This is a genomic window from Streptomyces yongxingensis (assembly GCF_055597465.1).
Genome location: NZ_CM145717.1, coordinates 5,811,626 through 5,825,262 on the forward strand (window position 1 = coordinate 5,811,626; position 13,637 = coordinate 5,825,262).

The window sequence follows — 13,637 nt, forward strand, 5'->3', positions numbered from 1 at the left end:
GACGTGGGCCCCGCGTCAGCCGAAATGCGCCACCAGCAGGACGAGGTCCTCGGTGCCGTCCTCCGAGGGCCGCCCCACGGAGGCCGCCGGGCCGTCGGGGAGCACCGTACGGAGCACATGGTCGGCGAAGGCGTCCGGGTCGCCGCGGACGCCCTTGGGAGCGCTCGCCGCGGCCGTGTGCAGCCGGGCGAAGGCCCGGTCCATCGGCTCCCCGGTGCGGTGGAGCAGCCCGTCGCTGTAGAAGAGGAGGGTCTCTCCGGAGGACGGTGCGACCTCCACGCTGGGCGCCTCCCAGCACGAGAGCATCCCCAGCGGCGCGGACAGGGTGGTCTCCACGAACTCGGTGCGCCGCTCCCCGGTGAGCAGCGGCGGGCAGTGCCCGGCCCCGGCCAGCACCACCTTGCGCGTCCCGGGCTCGCAGTAGGCGAAGAGGGCGGTCGCGGAGCGGGCGGGCTCGGTGAGCCGCAGCAACAGCTCCAGGTCGGACAGCACGGCGACCGGGTCCTCGCCCTCCATCACCGCGTACGCCCGCAGCGAGGCCCGCAGCCGCCCCATCGCGACCACGGCGCTCGGCCCGGAGCCGGAGACCCCGCCCACCGAGAGTCCGAGCGCCCCGTCCGGCAGTGGCAGCGCGTCGTACCAGTCCCCGCCGCCGCGCGGACCGGGGTGGTGGCGGACGGCCAGGCGCACCCCGGGGAGGCGGGGCAACCGGGTGGGCAGCAGCTCCTCCTGGACGGTCGCGACGGCGGCGCGGGCGCGGGAGAGCTCGATCAGCCGGGCGATGTGGGCGGCGGCGTACTGGCAGTACAGGCCCACGAGATGGCGCTGGCGCTCCGCGGGCTCGGCGGGCTCGTCGTAGAGCCAGGCGGCTCCGCCGAGCCGCCCGGAGGGGCCGCCGGCGCCCATGGCGGCCGTAAGGCCGGGCGAAGGCGCGGCGGCCGGTGCGGTATCACGTCCATGGCCGGTTTCGGGGAGGCGCGGGGCGTCGGTGACGCTCGTCGTTCCGGGGACGCCGGGGGCCGGGTGGTCGCCCGCGCCCGCCGGGGAGCCGGTGCCGGTGCCGGACCCGTCCGCACCGGGGGCGGGCGCGGGGATGGCGGAAAGGCCGGGCGTGGCGCAGGGGGCGGTGCGGAACGGGTCCAGCGGCACGGCGTAGCTCGCGGAGAAGCCGAGCCGTGCGGCCACCTCGCGGTGGCGCGGGTCGAGATCGGCCTCACTGGCGATATCGGGGTGGGTCACATCGGCGCGCCGCTCGCCGCCCGGCTCGGGCAGCCCGTCGAGGAGATGGCCGGCGGAGGCGGAGCCGCGCGGGATGGTCTCGATCTGGCCGAGGTCGGCGTGGCCGAGACCGAGCCCCACGGTGATCGCCGGACCGAGCCCGTCGGCCGGTTCGAGCGCCACCAGTCCGCGCCGGGCGCCGACCAGGGACGCGCCCGCGCGCAGCAGTTCGCGCAGCGCCTCGTCGAGGGTGTCGGTCCGGACCAGCCGTTCGGTGAGCTCATGAAGGGTGGTGAGGTCCGAGACCCAGCCCGCGAGCCGGTCCTGGACACCGGAGTCGGGCGCGGTCAGGGGCGGTGTGACGGGGTCGGCAGTTTGCGTGGGCGAGGGGAGGGAAGGATCGATTCCAGCCACTTTCGGCGCGTGGGGCGCGTTCATGGCCCGCTGCCTTCACCCGCCGGGTCCGGCTCGCTCAATAGCATCGCAAACCCCCTGTCGTGCTGCGCCGCTACTGTGCCGCTACTGTCTCCAGATGTACACGGAGCGCAGATGCGATGTCCAGCATTGTCCCGGTGGTCTTGTTGGTGTCTGGGGGGAATTGAACTTGGCTGAAAAAAAGTCGTTAGGCTGTCCCTTCGAGGTCGACTGACGTCGTTCGACAGCGCGTCGTCTCCACCGCGGCGGGTACACATCGGAGAGGGGCAGGGGCAGTTCGGATCGCCCCGGAACCCCGCGGCCGGTCCAGGCGTCATAGACCACAACGGCCGCGCCCATCCCCGAGTGGCGAGGAAGGCACCAACCGGACGGCAAGCGCCATGCGCGCGCCACCCCTCGCCACGTTCCACGCTCGGCCTGCGGCGTGATGCGCTGCCTTGTACGCGCAGTGACTTGTGATCCACCTGCTGTGACGGGCCGAACGATGCCGGACAGCGCCACGTAAGTCCAAGTGAAGTGCCATCTGAAGTGCGATGTAGTGCGACGGACAGCCCTCGGCGTTAACGGAAAGGAACGAGCGCTCATGCGCGAGATCCTCGGAAGGCGACGCAAGTTCTCGCTGCGGCGCGGCGCGCGGTCGCCGCTGCTGCGTGCGGCGCTCACCTGCGCCACCGAGTGGCAGTGGCCCGTGGTCCCTGGCGTCGGGCTCCGGTCCGGCGGCGGACGGCCGCGGGTGTGCGGCTGCCCCGACCCAGAATGTGCGGTTCCGGGTGGACATCCGTTCGACCCCGTTCTCCTCGCCGCCACCACGGACGCGCGCATGGTGCGCTGGTGGTGGAGCAACCGGCCCTCCGCGCCCCTCCTGCTGGCCACCGGCGGCCAGGCGCCCTGCGCGGTGAGCCTGCCCGCGGTCGCCGGGGCGCGGGCGCTGGCGGCCTTCGACCGGGCGGGCGTACGGCTCGGCCCGGTGGTCGCCACGCCCACCCGCTGGTCGCTGCTGGTGGAGCCGTACTCCCTCGAGGACCTCGGCGAGCTGCTGAACCAGCAGGACTGGGTGCCCAGCTCGCTGCGGTTCCACGGCGAGGGCGGCTATGTGGTGCTGCCGCCGTCGCAGACCGGCTCCGGGCGGGTGCGCTGGGAGCGGCCGCCGCTGCGCCGCTCCGGGCGGCCCTGGCTGCCTCAGGTGGCCACGGTGGTGAACGCCTTGGTCGAGGCCAGCACCAGCGCGCCCGACGGGGGCAGCCGGCTCGCCTACTGAGGCGGGCCCCGGGTGCGGGGGTTCGGGGGCCGCTGGGCGTGACGGGCGGCTGGGCGTGACGGGCCGCTGAGGCGACGCCCGCGGGTGTGTGAGGGCTCGGAGGCCGGGGAGGCGACTTCCTGGGCTCCGGGCCCGTCCTGGCTCCGGGCCCGGCGTTCGGCGTGGGCACAGGGCGCTGAGGGGCTTCCTGTGCGAGCCAGTGCCGTGCGCTGCGGGCCCCGGGAGCGACTCCCTTACCGGGCCCCGGGAACAACTCACTCGCTGCCGAAGGCAGTTGGTCCGTACCTGCCCCGCCGTCCCGCGCCGCTGTCCGGGCGCGGACATGGAAGCGCCCGGTCGCTGGCGACGGGGGATGCACCAGCGACCGGGCTTTTAGAACCGTAACAAGAGATCGGCCGATAGCAAATTCGATCGCGGATTTCCGGACGTCGATTTGCAGGGCGTAACAGTGAGTTGTGAGCGGCGTCACATGCCCCCGCGGCGGCCTCCGGCGGTCCGGGGGACGTCAGCTCAGCGTCACCTGACGGTTGGTGAGACCGCCCCGGGCGCGCCGCTGCTCGGGGGTCAGCGGGGCGTCGGAGGCGAGCGCCTCCGCGAGCCGTCCGGCGAGGTCCACGGCCGGCTTCTCGGTGTCCTCGGCGCTCATCCCGCGTGGCAGGTCCCACACCGGCACCGTGAGCCCATGGGCCCGGAAGGAGCCCACCAGCCGGGTGTTCTCGCCGAGCGAGGAGGCCCCCGCGGCGTGCAGCCGGGCGAGCGCGTCCAGCAGCTTCTCCTCGGGGTGGGACATCACCCAGCGCAGGTGGTTCTTCTCCGGCGTCTCGCACCAGTAGGCCGCCTCCACGCCGGTGAGCCGGGCGGTGGGGATCGCGGCCGCGTTGGCCCGTTCCAGGGACGCGGCGACCTCTCCGGTCGCGTTCGCGGCGTCCTCGAGCCAGAACTCGAACCCCTCGTGCAGGGTCGGCGAGAAAGTGCCCTTCGGGTCGAGCAGATCCTGCAGCCGCGGACCGTCGCCCGGAGCCCGCTCGGCGGCCACCGGGGTGCCCGGCTCGGCGGTCAGCGCGCGGCGCAGGGTGTCGGCCAGGTCGCGGCTGATGTCGCCGGAGGGCGTGTCGTTCTGGAGGCCGAGCAGCACGGTGCCGTTGTCGCGGCGCAGCGCGGGCCACGCCATGGGCAGCACGGTCGCCAGGGTGACCGACGGAACCCCCTCGGGCAGCCCCTCGGCGAGGGTCAGCTCGACGGTCGCGGCGGGGACCAGCTCGCGCAGGGCCACCCAGTCGCATTCGCCGGGGAGCCCCTCGAAGGGGCGCTGCACCAGCTCGGTGACGGCGTGTGCGGCTTCCCTGCCGTGACAGGCTTTGTAGCGACGGCCCGAGCCGCACGGGCAGGGCTCCCGCGCGCCCACCACAGGGATCTCTCCGTTGGCGACCCGTGGGCCTGTGGCCTTCGTCTGGGGGCGGCGCTTCTTGGCCATGGTGAGGCTGTCTCCCGATCGTGCGGCTCAGGGCTTGCTCGTACGCCCGTGACGGTCTGCGTACGGCCGCGGCGGTGCTCTCCTTACGGCGCGTACGACTGGTACGGGCGCGAGCCTAGCCCTTTGGCCGAACCGCGTCGGCTCCCTGAGCCGCGTCGGCTACGCGAGCTCGTCCAGATCGGCGAAGTCCAGCTCGCGATCGAAATCGGGGTCGATGTTCGCCTCGATATTCGAGCCGAGGCCGGGGCCGAGGTCCGAGCCGAGGTCCGAGCCGAGGTCCGAGCCGAGGTCCGAGCCCAGATTCGCGTCGAGGTTCGAGCCGAGGTTCGCGTCGAGACCGGCCTCGAGGTTCGCGTCGAGGCCCGGACGCAGCCCGGAGGCCAGCTCCGCACCCAGGGTGTGGCCCAGCTCGGGGGAGAGATCCGAGGGAATCGTGACGCGGTGGGCGAATTCGTCATCGGGCGGGAGGAGGGCCCATACGGTGACTCCACCGACGTCGTCCCGCACGCCCCATTCCTCGGCCAGCGACATGATGATGTTCAGCCCGCGGCCGCCGCGTGCGGTCACCGAGGGATTGGCCGGAAGTGGCCTTGTGGGTCCGCCGCCATCCGTCACCTCGACCGTCAGCCGGTCGTCCTCGTCGACGGTCCATGCGGCCCGGACCGTGCCGCCACCATGGTCGGAACGCCAAGGGCGGCCATGTCGCCATGCGTTGCTGAGCAGTTCTGAAAGGATCAATACAGCGTCGTCTATGACCGAATCCGATACCCCAGTCCTGCCCAAATCGATACGCATCCGCTGTCGTGCCGCGCGGACGCCCGCAGGACCATGGGGTACGGCCATGGTCGACGACGTCGGCACCTGCCGTGCCACCACCAAAGCCACCCCCGAGACCTCCTTAGCCCCACGCCACGGGATGAATGCCCCGCGGTGCTGGAGCGGAAACCGGCCAAGTGGCATCGTGTGACGCACTCGTCACGATCGAATACGTACCGAACGCGCCGGTGCACGCCTTGTAATGCCCATTATGAGCGTCCGAGTTGGGACAGTACCTGTTTGGGGCGATTGGTGATCAGCGCGTCAACGCCCAGGCGGACGCACAATTCGACGTCCTCCGGTTCGTCGACGGTCCAGACGTGCACTCGGTGCCCCTCGCGCTGCAGCCGCGCCACATAGCCGGGGTGGTTCCGTACGATCCGGATACTCGGCCCCGCGATCCGCACCCCGGGCGGCAGCTGCCCGTCCCGGTGGCGCGGCAGTATGAACTGCATCAGGTAGACGGTGGGGATGGCGGGGGCCCCGCTGCGGATCCGGTGCAGGGAGCGCGCTGAGAAGCTCATCACACGGATGGGTGAACGTTCGCCGGGCGGCGGCGCGTCCAGGCCGAAGCGGCGCAGCAACCCGAGCAGCCGGTCCTCCACCTGGCCCGCCCACCGGGTGGGATGCTTGGTTTCGATCGCCAGTTCGATCCGGCGCCCGGCGTCCGCGACGAACCCCAGGAGCCGTTCCAGGGTGAGGACGGAGGTGCTGTCCCGGCTGTCGCGGTCCGGCTCCTCCCTGTCGGTGGCCCGGCCCTTCCAGGAGCCGAAGTCCAGGGCCGCCAGATCGGACAGCTCCAGCGCCGAGACCGCGCCCCGGCCGTTGGAGGTGCGGTCGATGCGGCGGTCGTGCACACAGACGAGATGGCCGTCGGCGGTCAGCCGGACATCGCACTCCAGGGCGTCGGCACCGTCCTCGATTGCCTTACGGTAGGCGGCCAGGGTGTGCTCCGGGGCGTCCTCGGAGGCCCCGCGGTGGGCGACGACGGAGACGGTGTGCGGCCCGGGGCGGCTGTCCCGGGCAGGGCGCGCATAGGTCACCGCGTTATGGTGCCACCGCCCGGTGTGAGCCGGTGGATGTGGCCCCTCCGTTCGTTCGCACGGAATGGCGGTAGGGCGAATTGTCCGGGATAAAGGGTGGTAGTCCGCAGGGCTGTCGCTCCTTACGGCGGTCTGACGCGCTGTGGGAAAAGCTGACGACGGTAAGACGTAACGGTAAGACGTACACGTGGGCCGTCGAGGAAATCTGTCGTGCACCTGAGGAGAGACCTGTGAGCACCGAGAACGAGGGCTCTGCCGTTCCGCCCGCGCCCGGGCCGCATCCGGCCCCTCCGGCGCCGCACCCGAACCCGGCGGTGCCGCCCGCGCCGGACTACGAGCCCACCGCGGGCGCGCGGCCGGCCGCGCCGGACGGGCCCATAGGCACGCCCGACGCCGCAGGCTCGCCGGGCGCCCCCGGCCCCGCGCCGTCGGCCGCGCCCCCCGCACAGCCCCCGTCGACGCCCCCGCCCGCGTCACCGGCCGCTCCCGCGGCCGTCTCGGCGTCGGCCGGCGCGGGCGACGGGTCCGGCGGCGGCGCGCCCGGCGCCTCGGGCCCCGGTTCGGGCCCCGGCCCGGACGCCGGGCAGCCCGGCGCGTGGTGGTCGGCCGAGGGCGGACAGCCGCACGGTGGCCAGGGCGACGGCCAGGGCGGGCAGGGAGGACCGGGCGGACCGGGCGGACCGTGGGGGACCGCTCCCGCGCCGCCGTCCTCCGGCCCGTTCGAGCGCAAGCCCCGTGGGCTGGTCGCCGCCGTGCTGGCCGCCGTCCTGGTCGCGGGCGGCATCGGCGGCGGCATCGGCTTCTGGGCCGCCGACCGGGAGAGCGACGGCGGCGACACCACCACCGTCTCCGCCTACGGCAACCCCAAGACGGAGAGCCGCGCGCCCGGCTCGGTGTCGAGCATCGCCAACAAGACGCTGCCCAGCGTCGTCACCATCGAGGCCCAGGGCAACAATGGCGAGAGCGGCACCGGCACCGGCTTCGTCTACGACAAGCAGGGTCACATCCTCACCAACAACCACGTCGTCGCCTCGGCGGCCGACAACGGCAAGCTGACCGCCACCTTCTCCAACGGCAAGCGGTACACCGCCCAGGTCGTCGGCCGCGCCCAGGGCTACGACGTCGCCGTGGTCAAGCTCAAGAACGCCGCGGGCGCCAAGCTCGACCCGCTGCCCCTCGGCAACTCCGACCGGGTCGCCGTGGGCGACGCCACCGTCGCCATCGGCGCCCCCTTCGGCCTCTCCGGCACCGTCACCACCGGCATCGTGAGCGCCAAGAACCGCCCGGTCGCCTCCAGCGACGGTGGCGGCGGCAACGCCTCGTACATGAGCGCCCTCCAGACCGACGCCTCCATCAACCCGGGCAACTCCGGCGGCCCGCTGCTCAACGCGGACGGCGGCGTCATCGGCATCAACTCCGCCATCCAGTCCGCCGGCAACGGCAGCGGCCTCGGCGAGCAGCAGCAGTCCGGCAGCATCGGCCTCGGCTTCGCGATCCCGATCAACCAGGCCAAGAACGTCGCCGAGCAGTTGATCAAGACGGGCCAGCCCGTCTACCCGGTCATCGAGGCCACGGTCAACATGAAGGACTCCACCAGCGGCGCCACCATCGCCTCCAACGGAGCCGGCGGCAGCCCCGCCGTCGTCCCCGGCGGCCCGGCCGACAAGGCCGGCCTCAAGTCCGGTGACGTGATCACCAAGCTCGACGACACGGTCATCGACAGCGGCCCCACCCTCATCAGCGAGATCTGGACCCACCAGCCGGGCGACAAGGTCACCCTCACCTACAAGCGCGGCGGCAAGGTGTCCAAGGTGGACGTCACCTTGGGGAAGCGCAAGGGCGACAGCTGACGCGCTAGGCTGATCCCCGCGCCATCACGAATGGCGCGGGGAGGCTTGCCCGAGCGGCCTAAGGGAACGGTCTTGAAAACCGTCGTGGCAGCGATGTCACCGAGGGTTCAAATCCCTCAGCCTCCGCCGAGGTCAGCGACGTAGCTGGTCAGAAGGGGTGCCCCTGGTTCGGGGGCACCCCTTCTGCGTGCACCTTGTCTCACCCTGTCTCGCCTGTGTCCCAGCTTTGACCAGTACGTATGGGCCATCTGTGGGCCAGCGGCGGACCGTCAGCCCTCGTTCAATCCCTGTGCGATGAGCTGGTTGGAACGGGACTGATCACCGCGCAGAATCTTGGCGTAGAAGCGGAACAAGACGGCGATGCTGTGCCCCGCCCGTCGGGCGACCTCCACCGGGTCAACTCCCGACTTGATCCAGAGAGACACCCCCGCGTGCCGAAGCGAGTACGGCACCTCGGCGAGGGGAGTTGCTGCCTCCTCCTCCGAGAGCACCGCCGCCCGGGCCTCCTCCCACAGATCGCAGTACTCGGTAGACCGGACGCGCCCGCCCCTTGCCGCGCGGAACAGACGGCCGTCCGAAGCTGTCCCGTACCGCTCGATGTGCTCCCGCAGCATCCGGACCAGCACCGAGGGAATCGGGACCGATCGCGTCGCTCCGCGAGCCCTCCGCTTGAGGCTGCGGGATTCGTACGACGCGCCGTCGTCCGTCCACCCGCCTCCCACCTCCGGACGGCTCTCCCCTAGCAGCAGCTCCCCCCACTCCTCGTCCTCTGGGGGCAGGGTGCAGTCCGCGGCTTTCAGCGAGGCGATCTCAGCAGGTCGCATCGCGGCGTAGTACAGGCACCCGAAGAACGCCTCAAGATGCTCTCCACGCGGTCCAGCGTCCCGCACGGCCTTGAGGAACGACCGGGCCAGCGCCGGGCCGGGGACGTACCGGAAGTCGATTTCGTCGTCCGTCTCCGGCGGCGTCCAGTCGACGCGGGCAAGGGGGTTGGCCGACAACAGCCCCCGCTCCTCCACGGTGAAGCGAAGGAAGTTGCTCAGCACCATGCGCTTGCGCCGAGCCGTGTTCTCGGCCGCCTTCCTTCCGTCCAGCCGCAGCGAGAGCGCATCCAGTGCTGGCCTGAGAAGCGCCGGATTCTCCAGCGCGTTCACCTTCATCGAGTGATCAGCGATCCAGGACAGGGCCGTGCGGATGGCCTCCGGCGGCTCCTCGACCCTGTGGCGGGGAGCCAACTTCCCGTCAGCCCCCTTCACGGCACGGAATGCCCACTGGTAGAGCGCGGCCCGCATGACCTTCGCGTCCGGTGCGCCGCGGGTGGTCGTGACCAGTGTCGGTGTGACGACCGCGAGCGCTTCGGCGATGCCGGCACGATGCTTGGCCGCGGCGCGGGGCCACTTCACCAGGACGTACGCGGTCGCGTGCTCGTACCAGGTGGGGGAGGACAGGGCGGCCAGTTCGCGCGCAGGCAGACCGGTGTCCTCGTCGAACTGCTCGCGCTCGCGAAGCGCGGCCATGAGTTCCGTCCGGCGGCCGTCGGCTTGGGGCTTGAGCTTGAAGCTCCTGGAGTGCGACCGCGAGCCGACGCGCCACCTCAGTTCGTACGGCTTCGGGCGCCCGGCGCGCTTGCGGATGGACCAGATATCGACGTCGTACGTGAGCATGCGTCTCCCAAAGCGAGGGGCCCGCCATAACGGCGGGCCCCATGGATCTGGTTGGTCCGGGCTAGGCGGCGTTCTGGCCGCAGCTCTCCCACCACGCATCCAGGTCGCGACGGCTCACGCGTACCTGGCCGTTGGGGAGCTTGCTGATTCGGGGGGCCTTGCCGCGGGCCCGCATGCGGTAGAAGGCGGCGCGGCTCATCTTGATCTCTATGAGGACGTCAGCGAGTTTGATCTTCTCGTCGCGTGCCACGCGTTCGACTCCTTCGCTCTGATGGCGGGGTCTTTGGACTTCCAGGGGTCGTGTCTGTCCGAAGCGCGGATTTCTGCGTCATTGCGTCATCAGCGTCATTTGGGCTTTTGACCTGCGGTTTTGGGTGACGCAGTGACCAGGGGTTGTGTCATCGGCGCGTCATGGGTTGCGTCATCGGTGACGCAGATGACGCAGGATGACGCAGACGTCGCCGTCTGCGTCATGCCTGTATCCGCAGCTCACCGGCCGTTTTCCCGTCTGCATGACGCAGATGACGCAGCGTCTTCCCTCTTAGGACAAAAGAGGGGGTGTCTGTTGTAGTTCGGCACGCCTCACAGCGTGAAGAAGGAGCCGCTGCGCGGCGCGACCATCGGGCGGCGTTCCGCCGAACAGCAAGAGGAGCACGCCTGGCCGCCGGTGCTCCTCTTGCTTGTCCGGTAGAGATCGCGTGGTCGCGGGTCAGAACACCGGTTTCTGCTCGTGTGGGGGCGGGGCCGGTTGGCGGGTCATTTCGAGGTAGCGGCCCTCGCTGGTGCGGCCCCAGTCGATGAGGACGCTACGGGCGGCAAGGGTGGGCTGGAGGCGCTTGAGGCGGTCGGAGAGGACCTTTCCCGTGGTCGGCCACCCCTTGGGCAGGGGACGCAGTTCGTCGCCGCTGTAGAGGCGACTGAGGCAGTGCAGCCACTCGGTGGAGGTCATTCGCTGCGCCGCGCCCGGCTCCATGGTGTCCGCATGCCTGAGGACGGTCTGCGCGAGGAGGTCGCCCTCGATCACGTCGTCGTTCAGGTCGTCCAGACTGGCCCGGTACGCGGCGAGTGCCCCGAGACCGGCCGCCGCGTCGAGCTGCGCGCACAGGTGCGCGAAGTCGGCCATCCGCAGGTCCGTGGGGGTCTCCGCCTCGGCCGCGCGGACCTTGACCGTGAGGTCCAGGAGAGACCCGAGAACGACGGGCAGCACCTCCGCGTACTCCGCCCACAGCTCGGCCTCGGTGCGCCGGACGCGGGGCCGCTCCAGGCGCAGGGGCAGGAGCCGTTCCGCGAGATCCGGCCGGATGACGCCCACGTCGATGCCGGTCAGCAGGAGGGGGCGGCGGTAGCGGGCGCGGAAGACGTCCCCGTCCGTGAACAGGGCGCGTTTGACGTTCTCGGCTCCGGTGACGATGCAGCACATGGCGTCGGACAGGTCCGGGGTCATGTGGGAGAGGTTGTCCAGGGCCGTGACCCATCCGGCCGCCACGGCCGCGATCAGGTTCTCCTCATCCTTCGGAGCCCGGCGCAGGTCGCCGCTCATGCCCTCGATGATCCTCACGAGCATCCGCCCGCCGGTGGACTTGCCCGCGCCCTGGGGGCCGGTGAGGAAGGGGGCGGGAACGGGCACGGACGGCCCGAGGCAGCCGATCAGCCACGCAATGGCCAGGCATTCGGTCTCCGCATTGGCGAAGTTGCACAGCCGTAGAAGGAGGTCGATTCCCTTGCCGTCGGTGTCCTTGACCGGCAGGGGCAGTTCCCCGGTGAGCTGGGTCCGTCGCCAGCACACCTCGCGTGGGTCGGGGATGGCGATGTCCCAGCCGGTGGGGTGGATACGGACAGACTGGCCGTCGTCGCGCCCCAGATCCAACCAGGTCGCTCCGTCGAGTCCGGGGGCGACGCGGATATGGACAGGCTGGACGTCCTCGGTCAGCGCGAGTGCTTCGATCAAGTCCAACGCCTCCTTGAGCGCGGTCCCGGTGAACACGCCCCGCCCGTCCCTGAACAGGCCCACCATGAGTTCCTGGCGGTGACTTCCCGCAGTGCCCTGAGAGCGGATCGGACGGGCCACAGGGTGGCCGTTCTTCTGCGCGTACACGGTCCCGTCGGCGGTGCGGAAGTACCGGAAGTGCGCCTGTGCGTAGTCGGTGATGACCTCGCGGGCCGGGGTCTTCTCGTCCTCGGGCATCGCTACAGTCCCAACGTGGTACGGGCGTTGGTCCACGCGTCGGTGCAGTGCCGGGGCGATTCGCCCTTGGCCTGCGCGGCGGTGAACAGCCGCGCGATATGGGCCTCGGTGAGGCAGCCGCACCGGCCGTGCGTGGCCAGCACGGCGAGGAAGGTCCGGTAGACGGTGGCGTGGATCGCGCTGCGCGCCTCGGTGATGCGCTGCTCGGCCATGGCGATACCACGGTCCAGGTAGGTGGGCGTGCGGTGAGGGCACATCCCTTCCCCGGCCCGAGCGGGCACGGTGATGGACTGCGGGGCCGAACGGACCGTGGAGGGCTCTTTCACGGCCAGTGCGCGCACGATGTCCGGCAGGTCGGTCATGGTGCCGGAGCCGGGGCCGAGCCACCGGGCGTAGGCCATCGTGGACTTGATGTCCACACCGTCACGGACGGCGTTAACGGAGCGCGTGGCGCCCTGGTAGATCCAGTGCTCGCCGCGTGTCGTGGCGACGGTGCGGGTGGCGGGCAGCGTCTCGCGGGCCCACTCGACGGCCGCTGCGTTGTCGAGGTCCACCACGGTCAGCCCGGCGCCGCCGGGGTGGTAGGCAACCGCCACGGCCTCCCGCCACGCCGACGCCCACGCGGGCGAGGCGATGACGGACGGGTCGGCGGTGGCGGCGGCCCAGGCGTGGCAGGGCGCCGGGCAGGTGCAGGGGCCGGGGGTTTTCATGTTCGGCCGGCCACCGCAGGCGTTCCTGGTGCAGGCCGGGCAGTTCCCGAAGGGCACTTTGCCCTTGCGTAGCGGCAGGACGGGCAGGCCGTCGGCCGCGAGTCGGAGGGCGGTGTGCGGGTGCGTGCTCATGCAGCCGCCTCCAGCGTGGTGTGTGTGAGGAAAGCGCGGCCGATGTGCTCGCTGTAGGCGGGCGGGATGGCCTCGCAGACGCCCCGGATGGTGGTGATCCAGGGGGTGCCCATGGCGTGGGCGGCGGCGCGTTGCCATGCCTTGGAGTGCCGGCCGCCGGTGATGGTCATGAACGGCCGCTCGGGTGTGGGCAGGTAGCCGTTACGGATGCACAGCGCGGCATGGGCCCGGTGCGGGGGCGGGGTGAGGGGGAAGCTGGTCTCGAACAGCCGGTGGCGGTAGAGGTTGAGGCCGAACATGGGCCCGCACAGCATCACCGGGTCGATGAGCTGCCCGCGCGCGGCTTCCACGTTCTCGATGACGTACGGCCGCCCGGTCACGCGGATCGCCTCGCGGGCGGGTGCGATCAGCTCGGGGTAGGTCTTGTGGTTGTAGGCGTTGAGCGGGGACCACGCCTGGCACGGCGGGGAGGCGTGGATCAGGTCAAACTCGGCCCCGTGCTCGCGGATGAAGTCGACGGCGTCGCCCTGGACGAAGGTGAAGGGGTACTCGGGTTGGGGCTCGATGTCCACGCCGACCACGTCGAAGCCGGCGAGGTGGAAGCCCATGGCCATCCCGCCCGCGCAGCAGAACGCGTCCAGTAAACGCGGCCTACGCCATCGCGGGAGGTGGGTGAATTGGGTCATGCTGGAGGTCTCCAGTTCTGTCGATTGAGCGGGAGACCGGGGCGGCCCCGAATCATTGGCGTGAGAGGGGGCCGCCCCAGCCATGTGCCGGCATGGAATTTCGTGGCGGGACAGGAGTGTCTGTGGGGCTCTGTACGTTGATCACGTGAGCTGTCCCGGAAGCCGC

General features: G+C 71.3%; 10 protein-coding genes, 1 tRNA gene and 1 pseudogene. 3 read left to right on the plus strand and 9 right to left on the minus strand.

Translation table 11 applies throughout. The annotated features are described in order from the left end of the window. Window positions 1–15: 15 nt before the first annotated feature. Window positions 16–1,656, minus strand: coding sequence for a GAF domain-containing SpoIIE family protein phosphatase (locus ACZ6TD_RS24980; RefSeq protein ID WP_471341761.1), 1,641 nt, complete (start codon window positions 1,654–1,656; stop codon window positions 16–18). A gap of 580 nt (window positions 1,657–2,236) precedes the next feature. Here ACZ6TD_RS24980 and ACZ6TD_RS24985 point away from each other — a divergent pair. Then, window positions 2,237–2,911: a bifunctional DNA primase/polymerase gene (locus ACZ6TD_RS24985; protein ID WP_471341764.1), complete on the plus strand. Its 675-nt coding sequence runs from the start codon at window positions 2,237–2,239 to the stop codon at window positions 2,909–2,911. Window positions 2,912–3,416: 505 nt separating this feature from the next. Here ACZ6TD_RS24985 and ACZ6TD_RS24990 read toward each other — a convergent pair. The 3 genes and pseudogenes from ACZ6TD_RS24990 to ACZ6TD_RS25000 form a co-directional block, all read right to left on the minus strand. Next, a complete protein-coding gene (locus ACZ6TD_RS24990; protein ID WP_471341765.1) occupies window positions 3,417–4,385 on the minus strand; it encodes a DUF5926 family protein in 969 nt (322 codons plus the stop codon). Between the two features lie 423 nt (window positions 4,386–4,808). Continuing rightward, a pseudogene (locus ACZ6TD_RS24995) lies at window positions 4,809–5,357 on the minus strand (ATP-binding protein); the annotation flags it as partial. Between the two features lie 53 nt (window positions 5,358–5,410). Then, window positions 5,411–6,244, minus strand: a complete 834-nt coding sequence (locus ACZ6TD_RS25000) for a glycerophosphodiester phosphodiesterase (RefSeq protein ID WP_471341767.1) — start codon at window positions 6,242–6,244, stop codon at window positions 5,411–5,413. A gap of 230 nt (window positions 6,245–6,474) precedes the next feature. Here ACZ6TD_RS25000 and ACZ6TD_RS25005 point away from each other — a divergent pair, with 230 nt between their 5' ends. Beyond that, window positions 6,475–8,094 (plus strand): S1C family serine protease, encoded by a 1,620-nt coding sequence (locus tag ACZ6TD_RS25005; RefSeq protein ID WP_471341769.1) that lies wholly within the window; start codon window positions 6,475–6,477, stop codon window positions 8,092–8,094. A 39-nt stretch (window positions 8,095–8,133) separates the two neighbouring features. Then, window positions 8,134–8,220 (plus strand) — tRNA-Ser (locus ACZ6TD_RS25010). A 143-nt stretch (window positions 8,221–8,363) separates the two neighbouring features. Here ACZ6TD_RS25010 and ACZ6TD_RS25015 read toward each other — a convergent pair. The 5 genes from ACZ6TD_RS25015 to ACZ6TD_RS25035 all read right to left on the minus strand — a co-directional run bounded on the left by ACZ6TD_RS25015 (window position 8,364) and on the right by ACZ6TD_RS25035 (window position 13,471). Then, window positions 8,364–9,758 carry a tyrosine-type recombinase/integrase gene (locus tag ACZ6TD_RS25015; protein WP_471341770.1) on the minus strand — a complete coding sequence of 465 codons (1,395 nt, stop codon included), beginning with the start codon at window positions 9,756–9,758 and terminating at the stop codon, window positions 8,364–8,366. Between the two features lie 61 nt (window positions 9,759–9,819). Continuing rightward, complete coding sequence (locus ACZ6TD_RS25020; protein ID WP_087684243.1) at window positions 9,820–10,008, minus strand: helix-turn-helix transcriptional regulator; 189 nt, start codon at window positions 10,006–10,008, stop codon at window positions 9,820–9,822. A gap of 459 nt (window positions 10,009–10,467) precedes the next feature. After that, the gene (locus tag ACZ6TD_RS25025) at window positions 10,468–11,943 is read right to left on the minus strand and encodes an ATP-binding protein (protein WP_471341772.1); all 1,476 of its coding nucleotides are present in this window, start codon (window positions 11,941–11,943) and stop codon (window positions 10,468–10,470) included. Window positions 11,944–11,945: 2 nt separating this feature from the next. Continuing rightward, the gene (locus ACZ6TD_RS25030; RefSeq protein WP_471341774.1) at window positions 11,946–12,785 is read right to left on the minus strand and encodes a bifunctional DNA primase/polymerase; all 840 of its coding nucleotides are present in this window, start codon (window positions 12,783–12,785) and stop codon (window positions 11,946–11,948) included. After that, window positions 12,782–13,471 carry a DNA cytosine methyltransferase gene (locus tag ACZ6TD_RS25035; RefSeq protein WP_471341777.1) on the minus strand — a complete coding sequence of 230 codons (690 nt, stop codon included), beginning with the start codon at window positions 13,469–13,471 and terminating at the stop codon, window positions 12,782–12,784. The genes ACZ6TD_RS25030 and ACZ6TD_RS25035 overlap by 4 nt, the downstream gene beginning before the upstream one ends. Window positions 13,472–13,637 lie beyond the last annotated feature (166 nt).

Bases quoted from the DNA above. Each gene is read 5' to 3' on its own strand.
- ACZ6TD_RS24980 (WP_471341761.1), bottom strand. From the start codon at position 1,656: ATGAACGCGCCCCACGCGCCGAAAGTGGCTGGAATCGATCCTTCCCTC.
- ACZ6TD_RS24985 (WP_471341764.1), top strand. From the start codon at position 2,237: ATGCGCGAGATCCTCGGAAGGCGACGCAAGTTCTCGCTGCGGCGCGGC.
- ACZ6TD_RS24990 (WP_471341765.1), bottom strand. From the start codon at position 4,385: ATGGCCAAGAAGCGCCGCCCCCAGACGAAGGCCACAGGCCCACGGGTC.
- ACZ6TD_RS25015 (WP_471341770.1), bottom strand. From the start codon at position 9,758: ATGCTCACGTACGACGTCGATATCTGGTCCATCCGCAAGCGCGCCGGG.
- ACZ6TD_RS25025 (WP_471341772.1), bottom strand. From the start codon at position 11,943: ATGCCCGAGGACGAGAAGACCCCGGCCCGCGAGGTCATCACCGACTAC.
- ACZ6TD_RS25030 (WP_471341774.1), bottom strand. From the start codon at position 12,785: ATGAGCACGCACCCGCACACCGCCCTCCGACTCGCGGCCGACGGCCTG.
- ACZ6TD_RS25035 (WP_471341777.1), bottom strand. From the start codon at position 13,471: ATGACCCAATTCACCCACCTCCCGCGATGGCGTAGGCCGCGTTTACTG.